Source organism: Idiomarina sp. MD25a, from assembly GCF_001870515.1.
Lineage (GTDB): Bacteria > Pseudomonadota > Gammaproteobacteria > Enterobacterales > Alteromonadaceae > Idiomarina.
The window spans coordinates 587,985-604,767 of sequence record NZ_MDGT01000002.1 but is presented as its reverse complement, the minus strand read 5'-3'; the positions used below and the strand labels follow the sequence as shown (position 1 = coordinate 604,767).

Here is a 16,783-nt window from a genome sequence, read left to right as displayed (position 1 = left end):
TTCTAGGTGACCGTGCCCCCGAGGTTTTGCCGAACCTGCGGGGGTTTTCTATTTTCGCTAACCAGTTTCTCTGGTGGACGTCGCTAATCCATTTCTTTTTTTGCCTAAACACACGCTTTTTTAAGTTTAAATGCTGGTGTTAAATCCACGCTAAATCATGATTGCGTATAATGTATATTAAAATCAGGCACTTAAGGATAAGTAGATATGTTACGACACACGGTCGAATCAAGACTATCATATCGGGATTTTTTGTCTAGCAGGGCGTGGTACAAGGCTTTTTACCGTATCGGGGTCGCACTGAAGCCTAGAATCAATGAGTTTAATTATGCGTGTCATTTTGTCACCCATTAGGGGGCAAAGCCCCCTAATAACCCCCAGTAAGGCGATAGCAGGCGCTAAAAGTCCTAAACTAGAGTCATAACCATTGGTTATAGCTTGACACTTTGTCACTTACCTAATTTGTTAGCGCTAATCCGACAGCCAGCTTCCGCTTGTCTGCCTGCTTACCGCTAACCAACCTTTGAATTTCTGATCATAGATAACATGGAGGAAGCTTCATCGATTAAACCCTTAAGCCTTTTTTCTATGTCAGGCATTCGCTCTCTTCGATTTCTGGCTATATCTGCGTAACGCCTCGCTGACCATTTGTAATGGTTTAAAAACTCAAGCTCCGCAGCTAAAAAACGACCGTAGGGTGTGTGAATATAATCACCTTTTATATACCATCGTATATACGGCTCTCGGTCAGGCAGATAACCACGCGCTACTATCATTAAATACTTAACCACATGGGTAGGGGCTTTATTATTCTCATACCAACGATGAATGGTTTTGGTAGTTACACCCAAATCGCTTGCTGCTTCTTTGTAATTAAAGGCGTAAACGTGAACGAGCAGGGTTCGGAAGTCTCTAAATTCAATCATGAGTCAGTACCTGCCAAATCAATGCCGATAATCTGGTGCCTGTGGTTTCTCATCCACTTATCGCCTAAAGCTGATTTCATGCTCTCAAAGCTTGGTTCTAAACCTAAATCATTAGCTACTGAATGAACAAATAGAGCGAGTTTCATTCTAAATAACCTTGCACCATCAGAAACCCAAGAAAAGCGACTACTAGCGATTCTAGAGCACTTACCATAGGAAACTAGCCGGGCTCCTTTATCGTTGGGATAACGTTTTCCCATGTCTTTGGTTAAGTATTTAGAAAGATACTTCGCCATGCCCTCGGCAGTTGACCGAACAGGCTCTAATTGATGACGCCCGAAACCATACTTAGGGCAATTCTCCCTAAAAAGCTTCCAGAGTCTTTTTAGTTCAGCAGGAGCAGAAGAGTAGTTACGCTTCCTAACAGCGTCAAAATCAAAGCCTGAGCGAATGTCTGAATCAACAGCAATAAGCAAATGAAAGTGAATGCGACCCGACAAATGGCGCTCCTGAACCTTTATCCATGAGACTGTATGTTTGCGCAAGAAATTAGAAGAAAACGAGTTAAAGCGGCGGTTAGCTTCTTTAGGTTTATCGATAGGCTCCTTAAAGGTTAACGTTAAAAAGCCAACCGAATTAATACCAAAAGTATCGATGAAATATTCGGTGTTTAGACTCAACGCAAAAACCTGCTTTTTGACGTTAGAAGGCAAACTCTCGATTGAGTTGTTCTTATTAAGACAAGGAAGAGAACCACCGCTTCGCTCAGGTTCTCTAACTGCCGATTCCGCCTTAGAATCAGCGATAGATTCTGAAAACATAATCCGCTCCATTTCTGGAGCAGGTAACGTTTTTGTAGTACATTAAATACGTCACCTGCGAGTTCTACATAAAGGTTTCTAGGTGACCGTGCCCCCGAGGTTTTGCCGAACCTGCGGGGGTTTTCTATTTTCGCTAACCAGTTTCTCTGGTGGACGTCGCTAATCCATTTCTTTTTTTGCCTAAACACACGCTTTTTTAAGTTTAAATGCTGGTGTTAAATCCACGCTAAATCATGATTGCGTATAATGTATATTATGTTAAATATTAGGTATATCAGCATAAGAGCAAGGTGAAGTGCTCACATTTGCAGTTCGCACGTGTCATTGTGATTTTTTTGCACACCCTGTCATTTGGTTTTGTACCAGGCGTTATCTATCTGCTAAACAGTGTGTCACTGGGTCATTTTTTTGACTTCATAGACTGTATAAGGCTGAAACCGAGCCTGCATCTCCTCGCCAACAGAAGCCACAGGCATGCTAGGGACGGTTAAGCCAATGCCATAAGGCTGACTTTTTACCAGTTAAATAATGAGAAACCAATATAGCGATTGAAACGCCCTACTTCCATAATGCAGTTATTCAGAATACCTATAATTAGATTTGTTGTAATTACGAGACTAAACTAGTCCGTCGATCCAAGCCAACTCGGAGTCCCGCTCCTTATGTTTCACAATAAACAAGGAGCGATAACAATTATTATTTATAGGTATCTCTTTTATCAGAGCTGCATCCAATAGAAGAGGTGTCGTGATTCGAGGAACATAAGCGATACCGACACCTGATGCTACAGAATGAATGATGCTTTCATTGGTATTTAATTGTGTCACGTCTTTTGGTTCGATGGCTAATTCTGCCCATAGTTGTTCGGTATATTTTCGCGTTGCTGAGCCTCGTTCCCGGATCAACCAAGGCGCGGTTTGTAGTGACTCAAAGTCGTTGTCAGGTGGCGCGATAAGCATGAGACTATCTTTTTTAAAGCATCGGCTCTTCAATGCACTATGATGATTTGGGCCTTCTACTAGGGCAATATCGTCACGAAATGTTTGCACACGATCTAAAGCCTCATCAGTGTTACCGATAAAAACGTTGACTTGGCAGCATGGATAGCGTTGTTTGATGTCCCGAATATAACCGGGCAGCCAATAATTTCCAACAGTCTGACTCGCGCCAATGTTCAGCGCTGTCGGCTCAGATTCCTGTCGTTGCTTAAAATACATTTGAGTGCTTTTTTCAAGCGCTAAGATGTCTTGCGCTCTTTGCTTCAACCAGATTCCTTCTGCTGTCAACAAGATAGTTTTGTCTGTACTCTTTCTGCCAGGCGCGCGTTGAAGTAGACGGGTATTAAGTTGTTGTTCTAACCCCTTTAGACTTAACGAAACGGCAGCAGCCGTCATATTCAACAGCTCACTGGCTGCCGCGAGACTATTCGACTCTGCGACCACTGAAAAAATGTATAGTTGCCTCAAATTAATCATAAATAATACTTATCTTTATCGATTTATAATTTGTTTTATTCAATATTAATTGAGATATAGTTTTAATACTAGGAAAAGATAATGATGAGGATCACATGAAAAATATAATTCCCGGGCTAGTCGCATCAATGGGTATAGCCGCCATTGTATTATGGGGAAAGCATCAAATTTCATTTTTAGAAACGGTATCTCCGCTTCTAATAAGTATTGCGTTAGGCATAGTGATAAGCCACGCTTTACCCAACGGTTGGAAATTTCGGTTAGCGTCTGGATTGAACGTAGCAAAAGGCACTGTCTTGCGAACCGCGATCGTCTTATACGGCTTCAATATTACGTTTCAAGCGTTTGCAGATATTGGATTATATGGTGTACTCAGTGCGGTTATCATGGTAGCAACGATTCTATCCGTAGGTGTGTGGCTGGGAAGACGGCTGTTTGGTTTAGATACTGAGCAATCCATATTGGTTGCAGCTGGGAGTGCTATTTGTGGTGCGGCAGCTGTCGCCGCATTCGAACCGATCATTAATGCAAAGCCGCACAAAGTTCTGACAGCCATTAGCACAGTGGTCGTCTTTGGCACATTATCAATGCTTATGCTTCCGATATTGTTGGAATTAGTACCCTTGACGCATCACCAATATGGTCTCTGGGCTGGCGTATCCATCCATGAGGTCGCTCAAGTGGTTGTTGCAGGAGATGCAATAAGTGAATCAGCAGCGCATATTGCTGTTTTAGAAAAGATGTTTCGCGTCGTATTACTGGTTCCAGTACTACTGATTGTTGCTATCTGGACAAAGTACCGTTTTCAAGGTTCGAACGTATCTACTGTTGAGAAACGAATCACGGTTCCTTGGTTCGCATTTTTATTCATCGGCGTCATTGTGATTAATTCGCTTGAAATATTACCGTCATCATTCATCGATATTTTATCGAGCGTGGCAATGTATTTGCTATGTGTGGCTATGGCCGCTTTAGGTATACTTACTCACTTTAGTGTAATCAAACAAGGGGGGCTTCAAGCGTTTGGTTTAGCGGCTATATTATTTGTGCTGTTGCTTGTTTTAGGATTTGGACTCGCAGCATTTGGATGACATCGCATGATGGATAGAAATATTAACGTCTTTTCTATTTGACAGCGGTAGCCATACCAATAGCAAAGTCGACAACGTGTTATTTGGAAACTGGCCTTCGTGGTCTTTGCGGGGGCTTTTTTAATGACAATGATACGTGTGACCTACACATTTTTACGTGAGCGCTGCCCTGCGTATGTCTGTCAGTAATTAAATAACTCGGCGCGTTTGGGTAAGTTTTCGGTGAGATAATCTATCAACACGCGTACCGCTGGCAGTAATCCGCGCCGGTGTGGATACGTGAGATGCATAATGCCCACTGGCAATGTCCATTCGGGTAACACTTGCACTAATTGTTGGTTTTGTACGGCTTCATTACATAAATAAGTTGGTAATGCGGTCACACCTTGTGCCTTGATAGCCGATTCACGCAAAACAATCATATCGTCGGTAATTAGGCGTGGCTCAAATTTAATGGTTTGCTGCTCGCCTTTTTCGTGGGTCAATAAATAACGGTACTGACCGCTGGTGTAATGTAAAGACAAATGATTCAGCGCTAATAAGTCGCTAGGCTCGTTTATTGGGTGTTGTTCTAGTAATGCCGGTGCGGTAAATAATGTCAGTGGCGATTCGCTCAATGGACGTGCAATTAAACTCGAGTCCTCAATATTTGGACGCACCCGTAAAGCAACATCGATGCCTTCATCAATTAAGTTAATCGGGCGATTAGTTACTACTAAATTAATGTTTATTTCTGGATACAGTGTCATAAACTCGGGCAATACATCCACAAGTAAACTTTGGCTTAATGCATAAGGCGCACTGAAATTGACTCGACCGCGTGGCTTTTCTAATAAGCGCTGGGTAACTTGCTGTGCACTTTCTGCGGCTTCGACCAGTTGCTGGCAATGTAATAAAAAAGCTTCGCCTACATCGGTGAGCCGCACCCCCGACTGAGACCGGTTAAACAAACGCATGCCCTGCTCTGTTTCGAGCTGTTGTAATCGCCGGCTCACCGTGGCTTTGGGCAAGCTTAACGCCCGAGCTGCAGATGAAATACTGCCAGCCTCAACCACTTTGGCGAATAAATAATAGTTAGTGATATCCGGAAGCGCCATAGAGTGTACCAATTATGGGACGAGAGTTCTCATTTTAGACATCTTTTTAATTTTATGGAACACCATACAATAGCAGTATCAAATAATTGGAGGTGGTTTATGAACATTTTACACGTAGATTCTGGTATTTTCGTCGAGCAATCAGTCAGCCGTAAGCTGAGTGCGGATGTTGTAGCACAGCTAAAAGCCAATAATGAGAGCGCACAAGTCACGCATGTCGATCTTATTCAAAATCCTGTTGGTCATCTAACAGCAGAAGAGTTGTTGGCTGAAGAAAAACCGCATTTCGACAAGTACGTAAGCCAGTTACAAGAAGCTGATGTACTCGTGATTGGTGCACCTATGTACAACTTTACTATCCCATCACAGTTAAAAGCTTGGATCGACCGTATTTTGCAAGCTGGCATTACTTTCCAATATACTGAACAAGGTCCTGAAGGGCTGCTTAAGGGCAAAAAAGCGATTATTGCCTCAGGTCGCGGCGGTGTTTATTCAACGGGCGATTTAACTGCGCTTGATCATCAAGAAAGCTATCTAAAACACGCCCTCGCCTTTATTGGCATCACGGATGTCGAGGTCGTACGTGCTGAAGGCATGAACATGGGTGATGAAGCACGCGAACAAGGGTTCAAAAACGCAGCCGAGCAAATCGAACAGTTATAAACTTATTCGTCATCGCGGCGCGCAATCAGTTGCGCGTCGTCCCCTATTTGTAAGATCTCTAATTCTATCGGCTGACAGCAAATCTGGCAGTCGACGATTTGGCGTGTGCCTAAATCATTAATCCAATCTAATTCGAGTTCATTAATGGCCATACAATATGGGCATTCAAACGTTCTTGCTTCAGCTAAACTCATCGCTACACTCCAGTACACGGCAATGATTAAAATCCAACCGCGTCGTTATTCGCGTATACAAGTAAACTCAATAACGACCGCAGGCTGTCATGAAATCCTACACTTTACTACTGGCATCACTTCTGGTGACGCCTTCATTGACTGTAGCACAAGATACGCAAGTTACCGTTGATGAGGCTCACTTTCGTGCACCGATAAAAGAAGTGCGTGTACCTTCGGTGGTCAATACGCTCGAACAAAGCCAGCTGAGCTTTGCTGTGGAAGGCTTACTTAAAGCCCACAACGTTGACGTCGGCGCCAAAGTGGCTCAGGGTGACACCATCGCGGAACTCGATAAACAACAAAGCGAAGCACAGTTGAATGAGTTGAGTGCGCAAGTGCGCGCAAGCCAAACGACGTTGGATGATCAACAACAACAGTTTGATGAACTGAACGCACTCACCGAAAGTCAATCCGTGGCAAAAAGTGAGCTTAGGCGCGCTCGTGCAGCGCTCAACATGGCACGCGCCGAACTAGAAAGCCGTAAGGCGGCGTTGCAGCGTGCACAAGTCGAACTTGAGTTTCATTCGTTAAAAGCACCGTTTGATGGCATTGTATCAGCACGCTACATAGATTTGGGTGAGTGGGTAACGCCTGGCACCGCTGCTTTTGAGTTGACCCGCTTGGATAAACTGTACATCGATGCCTTTTTACCCTTCCGTTACCTGCCCTATGTTGATAGAACGACTGAGGTATCGGTCATCCGCAAAGATCTTTCCGGTGATATACAGCAATATGATGCGACAATTTCAGATATTGTACCGACAACGACCAATAGCGAACGCGCTTTTAGAGTACGCATCAGTGAATTCGCAGCTGATAGGCTCTATGTGGGCATGCCCGTTGATGTTCAATTTGAAGTAAAGCTGTCAGAGCCAAGCACGGTAATAAATAAGGATGCGCTGATACGCTACAGTGACGGACGGACATCGATTTGGCTGGTTGAGAGCGAAGGTAATCAAACGCTCGCAAAGCAGCAGTTTGTTAACGTTACCTACCGTTTTGGCGACTTTATAGCCATTAAAGAACGTTTACCTGAAACTGCGCAGGTTATTGTGCGTGGAAATGAATCGTTGAATGATGGGGATAAAGTAACCATCGTATCGGGTGATCAATATGATTGAATGGCTCATCCGACATAAGCACACGACCATCGTTGCAGTCCTGATCCTTTGTCTACTTGGTATCACGGCAGCGTTTCGCATTCCAATCCAGATGATCCCCGATCTTGAAGTCAGAACCATCAGTGTTCAGACACAGTGGCCAGGAGCAACACCGCAAGATATTGAAAAGGAAATCCTCATCGAGCAGGAAGAGTTTTTAAGAACGATTCCGAACTTACAGCGCATGGAAAGCACGGCGAGTACAGGGCAAGCAACCATCGAATTGGATTTTCCGTACTCTGTTAATGTTGCCGAAACATTAATACTGGTTAACAATGCGTTAACTCAAGTACCAAATTATCCAGAGAGTGTCGATGAACCTAAGATTTTTGCCGCCTCATTCTCGAGTAATGCGTTCATGTACTTCCGAGTGGCACCTGTTGAGGGAAATCCTCAGCAACTGAACATGATAATGATGCGGGATTACATCGAAGACAATGTAAGACCGCGCATGTCGTCCGTTGCCGGCGTCTCTCAAGTTGAAGTAAGCGGCGGTGCTGAACGACAAGTGAGAATTCAGCTTGATGATGCAGCACTGGTTCAACATAACGTTTCGGTCGCTGACGTTCAGCGCGTGTTACGCGCTCGGAATCAGGACACGTCTGCCGGCGATTTAGAGCAAGGTAAACGTTTATATCTGCTCCGCACAACGGGGCGCTACGATGCATTAGAGGATATCGGCGATACCATTATTCGTCGTAATGGCCAGCAATTAGTACGGTTGAGCGATGTTGCATCAATTACCCTCTCCCACTTTGAACTGCGCAGCGAGTCTTGGTTTAAAGACAATCAAGTGCTGAGTCTGCAAGTCCAACGCGAAAGCGGTAGTAATGTTATCGATATTAAATACGCCATGCTTGAAGAGGTGGAGCGTATTAATCAAGAATTACTGCGTCCTGCGGGTATGGAGATTATCTTAAATTCCGATGATGTACGGTATGTCGAACAGTCAATCTCAAATGTATTAGTGAACCTGTTGATCGGTGCGGTGTTCGCCACAATAGTCATGTACGCGTTCATGCGAACCTTCCGTGGCACCATAATGGCGGTGATTGGTATTCCGATTTGTACCCTGGCAGGGTTTATTGGTTTACTGCTCCTTGATCGCACGATTAATGTAATCTCACTTGCAGGTATCGCTTTTGCACTTGGAATGACGCTCGATAATGCGATCGTGGTACTTGAGAGTATTGAGCACGAGCGGCGGCAAAATAAAAAACCCATGCAGGCGGCCATTGATGGCGTCAAGCAGGTTTGGACGGCAGTACTCACATCGACACTGACAACGGTGTTGGTCTTTTTGCCCATTCTATTTATTCAACAGGAAGCCGGACAGTTGTATTCTGATGTCGCAATAGCGATTTCATCAGCAATCGTCGCGTCGATGATCCTTTCCGTCACACTGGTTCCACTACTAGCCGCTCAGTTTCCTCCACCACTTAAAAAGCAAAATATGGATTGGGCAGATGCCATCACTTCACGTGCTGAAAAGCTATATAAGCACCGAGGCCGCAGTCTAACCACAGTGGGAATTACTACGGTCGTTGTTGTTGGTATTTGGTGGTGGTTAATGCCCCCCGCTGAATATCTGCCGGAAGGTGAAGAAGCTAAGACTTTCGCGACGATGTCAGCGCCACCGGGTTACAACCTATCTACCATGTCGAATATCGCTAAAGAGATCCGCGCTATTTTTGACCCTGCATTGGTCACAGAAAACACTGAAGTCAAACGGAGCGGGCTTACTATCCCCGCACTTAAAACAATTTCCTACAGTGTGCAGCCGACCAATATGCGTATTATTGCAGAAACTCGTGATCCCGACCGCATCAATGAGCTCATGGCGCGCATCACTGAAGTCTATGAACGTTACCCTGGCATGCGCGCGTTTGCTGCGAAAGGTTCGATTATCAGTAGTAATGATGGTGGCACGCGGAGCATCAATGTCGATGTCTCGGGCAACGAGCTTGCACCTTTGTACGCGGCTGCGCGCGCAATTTATCAACGCAGTCAGGTGGTGTTTGAGCAACCCCGAATTCAAACAACACCCAATGCATTAACCTTGGCGCAACCACTTATTGAGGTAAAGCCTGACTGGGACCGCTTGAGCGAATTGGATATCAGTGCTGAGGTGCTTGGCAGTGCTGTGGCTTCCCTCTCGGATGGAGCGTTTGTGGGTGAGTTCTTTCGGGGAGATGACAAAATTGATATGTATCTATTCAGTGATCAGGCAACGTCAGTAAAACCGTCGGATCTCGATAGCCTGCCAGTCATTCAACGCGATGGGCGGCCAGTATTTTTGTCATCCGTTGCCGATATTGTGGAGACGGTGGATACGAGCACTGTAAGGCGCGTCGATAGTCGTCGCACTGTCACTTTAAATATCATTCCACCTGAATCGGTTGCCTTGGAGCAAGGTGTCGAGCAAGTTCGCAACGATGTTATTGGCTATTTGCGTGAACAAGGAGTCATACCTAACGACATGACTACACAATTGTCAGGTGCAGCGGACCAGCTTGCTGAGACACAAGCCGCTTTGATGGAGAATTATCTGTTAGCGGTGGCTATTGTTTATTTACTCATGGTGGCCATTTTTGCTCACTGGGGACATCCGTTACTGATCATGACGACGATTCCCATGGGCATCAGTGCAGGTATCGCTGGATTAGCCCTGCTTAATGGAATTGGCTTATTTCAGCAACCTTTCGACATGATCACGATGCTGGGTTTCCTAATTCTCATGGGTACCGTGATCAATAATCCCATACTCGTTGTTGAGCGCACGCTTTATTTAAAACATCAACAAGCGTGTTCGGTTCAAGAAGCGTTGAGCGGCGCATTGAAAAGTCGTATCCGCCCGATTGCCATAACGACAGTGACTACCTTATGCGGTATCGCACCGTTAGTATTCATCCCAGGCGAAGGTACCGAGCTTTATCGCGGAGTCGGCACCATCGTGATGTTTGGCTTAATGGGCGCAGCCATCGTTACAGTAACGACGTTACCGGCATTAACGGCACTATTCTTGCGAAGTAAACTCAGTAAATGAGCTCATTTGTAGCGACAAGACCTTGTCTACAACCGGCGCAAGTTGGGTAAGATCAACGCTGGGGTATCCGCTCACGATATACTCCAGCGTTAACTCACTTTCACTGAAGGTTAGCGTCATCGTACCGTTTAACCCCAAGCCTTGCAGCGGACCTAAGCCTCCGGTTAGACGGAGTACACGGCCGGGATCGACATAGGCAATGGTCATATGTTGTGCTTGTCTATCCCCTGCTATCTCGCAAAAACAGCCACCGGCGATTGGCTCAATCGTCAACGTGCCGTCGGCACCAAACCAAGTGTGATCAACGGGCCACCAGCTATCTATGTCATCGACAAATACTCGATACGCATTTGTCGCGTCGTCTTCATAGCGATGCGTTTGTTTGACATGAAAGCCAGTATTATCGCTTGATACAACATCTGCCGAAGCTAAAGGTGATAAGAGTAAGGTGCTTATTAGAAGGGATACGTGTGCAGCTTTCAGCATAGTTATCTCATTTTCATTTTAATTAAACGAGCATAGCATAGCGGACATAAAAAAAGCGGCAATATCATTGCCGCTTTTTTTCTAGGGGGTCAAATCTAAACTTATTGGCCAGGCATTAACACGGCATCAATTACGTGGATCACGCCGTTTTTGGCTTTGATATCCGCTTTAATGACCATCGCATCATTAATCATTACGCCATCAGTGGCATCAACAGCAAGGGTAGACCCTTCGACAGTTTCTACGTCGGTGGTTTTACCTTTGATATCTGCGCTCATAATGTTGCCAGGCACTACGTGATAAGTGAGTACCGCACGCAACTTATCTTTGTCTTTAAGCAATTCATCAAGTGCGCCGTCTGGAAGCTCCGCAAACGCATCATTAGTCGGCGCGAAAACAGTAAATGGACCGTCACCTTTCAACGTGCCCACTAAACCGGCTTCTTTAATCGCCGTGACTAGGGTTGAGAACTGCGGATCTTTAGATGCAATTTGTACAATATCCCAATCACCTTTCATCTCTTTTTTACCACCATGATGATCGGCCAACGCTTGGGTTGATGAAAATGCGAGTACACCGCCTACTACTGCAAACATGAATTTACGAAACATAATATGCCTCCTCGAATAATTAGGGCATCGAATAATACGACGGCGTGTTTGATTTCGATTAAAAATAAAACTGTAAATATTCTGTAATTTTGCCGATAAACCTATTTAGGAAGCGTTATCTGCATTGGAGCAAACATGGCTATACTCAATCGCTACTCGATCGTTCAACGACTCATTGCCCTACTCGGCATCGCAGCAATAGGTACCGCGCTGATGGTTGCCTTTATGATGTTTATTCTGCGTGGTGTGTTTATTGATGAGGAAAAAAATAAACTGGATGCCGTATTAGACTCCGCGGTAAGTGTCGTTAGCTATTATCATCGTCTTCAAAAACAAGGTGAACTGTCTGAAGTTGAAGCCAAACAACGCGCGTTTGCCCGTCTTGATGAAATCCGCTACGAGGGACAAGAATATATTTTCACTATCGACCGTAGCGGTAACATGGTGCAACATCCGTTTGCTAAGCAACTTGTTGATACAAATGTACTTGATTACAAAGATCCCAATGGTACGCGGCTATTTCAACAGATGGTGGATGGGGTAAAAAATCAAGACCGCGCAACAGTTGAGTATATTTGGCAAAAAGGTGCCGATAAAGATAATTTGGTTGATAAGATCAGTCGAGTGCAAGTGTTTCAGCCATGGAACTTAATCATCGGTACCGGACAATACGTCGATAATATTGCTGATTTGCTCTGGGCTCAGTTTTTTAAATTAGCGCTACTGGCGGTCTTTCTATCAGTCCCCCTATTGATTCTCTTTGTATTAATTATTCGCAGCATCGTGCGTCCTCTCAAAACCATTAATCACGCGATGGAAAACATTTCTGAGGGCGATGGTGATCTCACCAAACGACTTGAAACCGAGGGTAACGACGAATTGACGCGAGTAGCTGAGTCATTCAATACCTTTGTTCATAAAATCCAACAGCTAGTGACCAACGTGCAAGATTCGGTTGACGCTGAACAAGCGGCTGCTGAGCAACTCGCCGCGCTGTGCGAAACAAGCGCCTCACAGACTACACGGTTAAATCAACAAACAGAGGCCGTAGCAACAGCAGTTAATGAGCTCACATCATCCGCGGGAGAAGTGGCGCAACATGCACGTGAAGCAGCAGAGTCTGCCAATGTTGCCGACGAGCAATCAGGTCGCTCAGCTACAACCGTGCGGAGTGCAGTTAAAAATATCGATACCCTTACTCAGCGCTTGAATCAAGCCAATCAGCATGCCAAGACCCTGACCGAAGGTTCAAAAGAAATTGGCGATATTCTAAACGTCATTATCGCCATCGCAGAGCAAACCAACTTGCTCGCACTTAACGCGGCCATTGAAGCGGCGCGTGCGGGTGAAGCTGGACGAGGTTTTGCTGTGGTTGCTGACGAGGTAAGACAGTTAGCAACCAAGACGCAAAAATCGACTGATGAAATCGGTGGAATTGTGGATAATATCCAGCGCGCCATTACTGATGTAACGAATATTATACGCGAAGCAGAGTCAGACTCTGAGCAAACTCGCAGCGAGACGATTGAAGCCGAGCAAGCGATAAGCCAAATCCAAGAAGCCGTTGCAAATATTTCAGGTATGAATGTACAAATTGCCTCGGCGACCGATGAGCAGAGCCGTGTGACGCAAGACATTAGCGAGAATATCACCTCTATCAGCTCACTGACTTACGATACAAAAGACGCCAGTGAACAGGTTAAACAAGTGTCCGATTCGCTGATTAAAAACAGCGTTGATTTGAGTCAAATGATAAGGCGGTTTCGAATAAAATAGCCTTTTAGTTTATGGGGATATTGTTAATATGTCCTCTGTACGTTTATAGCCGTAAGGTGTAAACTATTGGCACTTTTACAAGGGAGCTGACTTTTATAAGTAAGCGGGTAAAAGTCGTCTTTTTCCTGAACTCAATCACCGCGGAATATCAAGATGAGTGAAACACTTCAAAACCAACCGATCGAATATAATATGAAGGTCGTTCGGCAGTTTACTGTCATGACCATTATTTGGGGTATCGTCGGCATGGGCTTGGGCGTGCTTATTGCTGCACAACTTGTGTGGCCTGAGCTGAACTTTAATACGCCTTGGCTCACCTACTCGCGTCTCCGTCCACTTCACACCAATGCCGTTATCTTTGCTTTTGGTACCAGTGCATTGTTTGCTACCTCTTACTACGTTGTTCAAAAGACATGTAAAACCAAGCTGTTCTCGGACCGCTTAGCAACGTTCACGTTCTGGGGATGGCAAGCCGTTATTGTGGCGGCCGTGATCACCTTGCCAATGGGCTTGAGCACTACAAAAGAGTATGCTGAGCTTGAGTGGCCAATCGATATCCTGATTGCTGTAGTATGGATTGCTTACGCAATCGTATTCTTCGGCACGTTGGCGATTCGTAAAACCTCGCACATCTATGTTGCAAACTGGTTCTACGGTGGCTTTATCGTGGTTATTGCGATGCTGCATATTGTTAATAGCATGGCGATTCCGGTCAATTTCGTTAAGTCGTACTCAATCTACTCGGGTGCGGTCGATGCCATGATTCAGTGGTGGTATGGACACAATGCGGTAGGCTTCCTGCTCACAGCAGGCTTCTTGGGTATGATGTATTACTTCGTACCTAAACAAGCTGAGCGCCCTGTTTACTCGTACCGCTTATCGGTCGTTCACTTCTGGGCCCTTATCTCACTTTATATTTGGGCAGGCCCTCACCACCTTCACTACACTGCGCTTCCAGATTGGACTCAGTCAGTGGGTATGGTGATGTCTGTTATCTTGTTCGTACCTTCTTGGGGCGGCATGATCAACGGTATTATGACTCTGTCTGGCGCATGGCATAAACTGCGTACGGATCCAATCTTGCGCTTCTTGATTGTTTCGCTGTCGTTCTACGGTATGTCGACTTTCGAAGGCCCAATGATGGCGATCAAGTCCGTAAACGCCCTTTCGCACTACACGGACTGGACCATTGGTCACGTTCACTCAGGTGCCTTGGGTTGGGTTGCGATGATTACTATCGGTTCAATGTACTTCCTCGTGCCGCGTCTGTTTAACCAGAAGCAAATTCACAGCATCAAGCTGGTCAACGTGCACTTCTGGCTACACACGATCGGCGTAGTTTTCTACATCGTTTCCATGTGGATTTCAGGTGTAATGCAAGGCTTGATGTGGCGTGCAACTAACGCTGACGGCACCTTGACCTATAGCTTTGTTGAAAGTGTGCAGGCTTCATACCCGTTCTGGACGGGCCGCTTTATCGGTGGTTTGTTTATTATCACAGGTATGCTGCTAATGGCTTACAACTGTTATCAAACCATCCGTGCAGGTCGTCGCGAGACTGCCGCAGGTAACGTCGTACAAACAGCCTAAGGGAGATAACAATGAGTCGTGTAAAACATGAGTTTGTAGAAAAGAACCTTGGCTGGTTGTCTGTTTTGATGATTATCGCAGTGTCGATTGGTGGTCTTGTAGAGATCACCCCACTGTTATTCCAAAGCCAAGTTCAAGAGCCGGTTAAAGGTTTGAAACCATACACCGCACTTCAGTTAGAGGGTCGCGATATTTACATGCGTGAAGGTTGCTCTAACTGTCACAGCCAGATGATTCGTCCGTTCCGTGCAGAAACCGAACGTTACGGTCACTATTCACTGGCAGGTGAAAGTGTTTGGGACCACCCTTTCTTGTGGGGCTCAAAGCGTACTGGACCTGACTTGGCTCGTGTAGGTGGTCGTTACAGTGATGATTGGCACTATGTGCACTTGATGAATCCACGTAACGTTGTGCCTGAGTCAAATATGCCTGCCTTCCCTTGGTTAGCTGAAAACACATTAGATGGTGCCTACACAGCTAAGAAAATGGAAGCACTTCGTACATTAGGCGTTCCTTATACGGATGAAGATATCGCTGGCGCAAAAGAAGCTGTTCAAGGTAAGACTGAGATGCAAGCGCTTATTGCCTATCTTCAATCACTCGGGACCGCTCTGAAACGCGCGGATAACGAATGAGTTACGAAGATTACGGCACTTGGCGGGGACTCTTCTCCATCGTGATTTTGGTAATTTTTATTGCCATTGTACTTTGGGTTTACCTGAGCCGCCGCGCCAACAAACAATTTGATGAGGCAGCGAACTCAATCTTTGACGAGAATGAGTCGGAGTCCTCATCTAACGAAAATAGCGAGAAACCGGAGTCCAAGAAAGATGAGTAACTTCTGGAGTGCATGGATCATTGTTCTAACGTTGGGGTTGTTGTTTGTCCTCATCTGGCTATTGCGTTGGAACATGAAAAACTATACGGACATCGATGAAGGCCAGGAGATGGACCATGAGTTCGATGGCATCGTTGAAGTCAATAACCCACTACCTAAATGGTGGACCTACTTGTTCTGGGCGTGTTTTGCTTGGGGCTTTGTTTACCTGGCCCTCTACCCAGGTCTCGGTAAATTCGACGGTTTACTAGGCTGGAAGAGCTCGAACCAAGATGTACAGTCACTCGCGGAGTCGCGCGCAGCCATGAAAGCGTCACAAAATGACGGTTCTATTGTGCAGTACGACCGCGAAGTGCGTGACGCAGAGGAAGAGTTTGGTCCAATTTTCGAAGCCTATGCGAAAACGCCAATCCCAGAGCTAATCAAAAATGAAGACGCGCTAGAGGTTGGTCAACGTTTGTTCCTGCAAAACTGCTCGCAGTGTCACGGTTCTAACGCAATGGGCGGACGTGGCTTCCCTAACCTGACTGATGATGACTGGTTATATGGCGGTACTCCGCACGACATCAAGACTACCTTGCTTAACGGCCGTCAAGGCAACATGCCTGCATGGGGTGAACAGTTCAGTGACCAAGAGATTACTGAACTGGCAAACTATGTTGCGAGCCTAAGCGGCCGTGAGCGTGACCCTGAGCTTGTCGCTGCAGGTAAAAAGAACTTTGCAGTATGTTCAGCATGTCATGGTCCAAATGGTAAGGGTAACCAGCAGTTAGGTGCGCCGAATTTGACCGACAACGTTTGGTTATACGGTGGTTCTATTGCGACTATCGAAGAAACTTTACACTACGGACGTAATGGCGTGATGCCAGCGTGGAAAGATATTCTCGGAGAGGATAAAATACACGTAGTCTCAGCGTACATTTACAGCTTGTCTCACGACGAGTAAGTAAATCTGGTTTAAAGCCCC

At 45.7% G+C, this 16,783-nt stretch carries 16 protein-coding genes; 9 read left to right on the top strand and 7 right to left on the bottom strand.

From position 1 onward, the window contains the following. Positions 1 to 512: 512 nt before the first annotated feature. The 3 genes from BFR57_RS04110 to BFR57_RS04100 all read right to left on the bottom strand — a co-directional run bounded on the left by BFR57_RS04110 (position 513) and on the right by BFR57_RS04100 (position 3,222). Positions 513 to 926 carry a hypothetical protein gene (locus BFR57_RS04110; protein ID WP_071462757.1) on the bottom strand — a complete coding sequence of 138 codons (414 nt, stop codon included), beginning with the start codon at positions 924 to 926 and terminating at the stop codon, positions 513 to 515. Beyond that, positions 923 to 1,747: a hypothetical protein gene (locus BFR57_RS04105; RefSeq protein ID WP_071462756.1), complete on the bottom strand. Its 825-nt coding sequence runs from the start codon at positions 1,745 to 1,747 to the stop codon at positions 923 to 925. The genes BFR57_RS04110 and BFR57_RS04105 overlap by 4 nt, the downstream gene beginning before the upstream one ends. A 617-nt stretch (positions 1,748 to 2,364) precedes the next feature. Next, positions 2,365 to 3,222 (bottom strand): LysR family transcriptional regulator, encoded by an 858-nt coding sequence (locus BFR57_RS04100; protein ID WP_071462755.1) that lies wholly within the window; start codon positions 3,220 to 3,222, stop codon positions 2,365 to 2,367. Between the two features lie 95 nt (positions 3,223 to 3,317). Between BFR57_RS04100 and BFR57_RS04095 the strand changes: the two genes are divergently transcribed. Next, positions 3,318 to 4,313 carry a putative sulfate exporter family transporter gene (locus BFR57_RS04095; protein ID WP_071462754.1) on the top strand — a complete coding sequence of 332 codons (996 nt, stop codon included), beginning with the start codon at positions 3,318 to 3,320 and terminating at the stop codon, positions 4,311 to 4,313. A gap of 182 nt (positions 4,314 to 4,495) precedes the next feature. Here BFR57_RS04095 and BFR57_RS04090 read toward each other — a convergent pair whose 3' ends face one another. Continuing rightward, entirely contained in the window at positions 4,496 to 5,410 is a 915-nt protein-coding gene (locus tag BFR57_RS04090) for a LysR family transcriptional regulator (protein ID WP_071462753.1), read from the bottom strand. Positions 5,411 to 5,509: 99 nt separating this feature from the next. On the opposite strand from BFR57_RS04090, the gene BFR57_RS04085 reads away from it, so the two are divergent. Beyond that, complete coding sequence (locus BFR57_RS04085; protein WP_071462752.1) at positions 5,510 to 6,073, top strand: FMN-dependent NADH-azoreductase; 564 nt, start codon at positions 5,510 to 5,512, stop codon at positions 6,071 to 6,073. A 2-nt stretch (positions 6,074 to 6,075) separates the two neighbouring features. On the opposite strand, the gene BFR57_RS04080 is transcribed toward BFR57_RS04085, so the two are convergent. Then, the gene (locus tag BFR57_RS04080) at positions 6,076 to 6,267 is read right to left on the bottom strand and encodes a CPXCG motif-containing cysteine-rich protein (RefSeq protein ID WP_071462751.1); all 192 of its coding nucleotides are present in this window, start codon (positions 6,265 to 6,267) and stop codon (positions 6,076 to 6,078) included. A gap of 89 nt (positions 6,268 to 6,356) precedes the next feature. Here BFR57_RS04080 and BFR57_RS04075 point away from each other — a divergent pair, with 89 nt between their 5' ends. Both BFR57_RS04075 and BFR57_RS04070 read left to right on the top strand, forming a co-directional pair. After that, a complete protein-coding gene (locus BFR57_RS04075; protein ID WP_071462750.1) occupies positions 6,357 to 7,430 on the top strand; it encodes an efflux RND transporter periplasmic adaptor subunit in 1,074 nt (357 codons plus the stop codon). Beyond that, positions 7,423 to 10,515, top strand: coding sequence for an efflux RND transporter permease subunit (locus BFR57_RS04070; protein WP_071462749.1), 3,093 nt, complete (start codon positions 7,423 to 7,425; stop codon positions 10,513 to 10,515). The genes BFR57_RS04075 and BFR57_RS04070 overlap by 8 nt, the downstream gene beginning before the upstream one ends. On the opposite strand, the gene BFR57_RS04065 is transcribed toward BFR57_RS04070, so the two are convergent. Together BFR57_RS04065 and BFR57_RS04060 are read right to left on the bottom strand one after the other, a co-directional pair. Next, positions 10,486 to 11,001, bottom strand: coding sequence for a hypothetical protein (locus BFR57_RS04065; protein ID WP_071462748.1), 516 nt, complete (start codon positions 10,999 to 11,001; stop codon positions 10,486 to 10,488). The genes BFR57_RS04070 and BFR57_RS04065 overlap by 30 nt on opposite strands. A gap of 101 nt (positions 11,002 to 11,102) precedes the next feature. Next, positions 11,103 to 11,612 carry a fasciclin domain-containing protein gene (locus BFR57_RS04060; protein ID WP_083405026.1) on the bottom strand — a complete coding sequence of 170 codons (510 nt, stop codon included), beginning with the start codon at positions 11,610 to 11,612 and terminating at the stop codon, positions 11,103 to 11,105. A gap of 135 nt (positions 11,613 to 11,747) precedes the next feature. Between BFR57_RS04060 and BFR57_RS04055 the strand changes: the two genes are divergently transcribed. The 5 genes from BFR57_RS04055 (at position 11,748) to ccoP (ending at position 16,762) form a co-directional block, all read left to right on the top strand. Continuing rightward, entirely contained in the window at positions 11,748 to 13,388 is a 1,641-nt protein-coding gene (locus BFR57_RS04055) for a methyl-accepting chemotaxis protein (RefSeq protein ID WP_071462747.1), read from the top strand. Between the two features lie 153 nt (positions 13,389 to 13,541). Further along, the gene (gene ccoN, locus BFR57_RS04050; protein ID WP_071462746.1) at positions 13,542 to 14,978 is read left to right on the top strand and encodes a cytochrome-c oxidase, cbb3-type subunit I; all 1,437 of its coding nucleotides are present in this window, start codon (positions 13,542 to 13,544) and stop codon (positions 14,976 to 14,978) included. A gap of 11 nt (positions 14,979 to 14,989) precedes the next feature. Continuing rightward, the gene (gene ccoO, locus BFR57_RS04045; protein ID WP_006955760.1) at positions 14,990 to 15,613 is read left to right on the top strand and encodes a cytochrome-c oxidase, cbb3-type subunit II; all 624 of its coding nucleotides are present in this window, start codon (positions 14,990 to 14,992) and stop codon (positions 15,611 to 15,613) included. Beyond that, positions 15,610 to 15,816 carry a CcoQ/FixQ family Cbb3-type cytochrome c oxidase assembly chaperone gene (locus tag BFR57_RS04040; RefSeq protein WP_006955761.1) on the top strand — a complete coding sequence of 69 codons (207 nt, stop codon included), beginning with the start codon at positions 15,610 to 15,612 and terminating at the stop codon, positions 15,814 to 15,816. Before ccoO ends, BFR57_RS04040 begins: the two co-directional genes overlap by 4 nt. Then, positions 15,809 to 16,762 carry a cytochrome-c oxidase, cbb3-type subunit III gene (ccoP, locus tag BFR57_RS04035; protein ID WP_071462745.1) on the top strand — a complete coding sequence of 318 codons (954 nt, stop codon included), beginning with the start codon at positions 15,809 to 15,811 and terminating at the stop codon, positions 16,760 to 16,762. Before BFR57_RS04040 ends, ccoP begins: the two co-directional genes overlap by 8 nt. Positions 16,763 to 16,783: the final 21 nt, after the last annotated feature.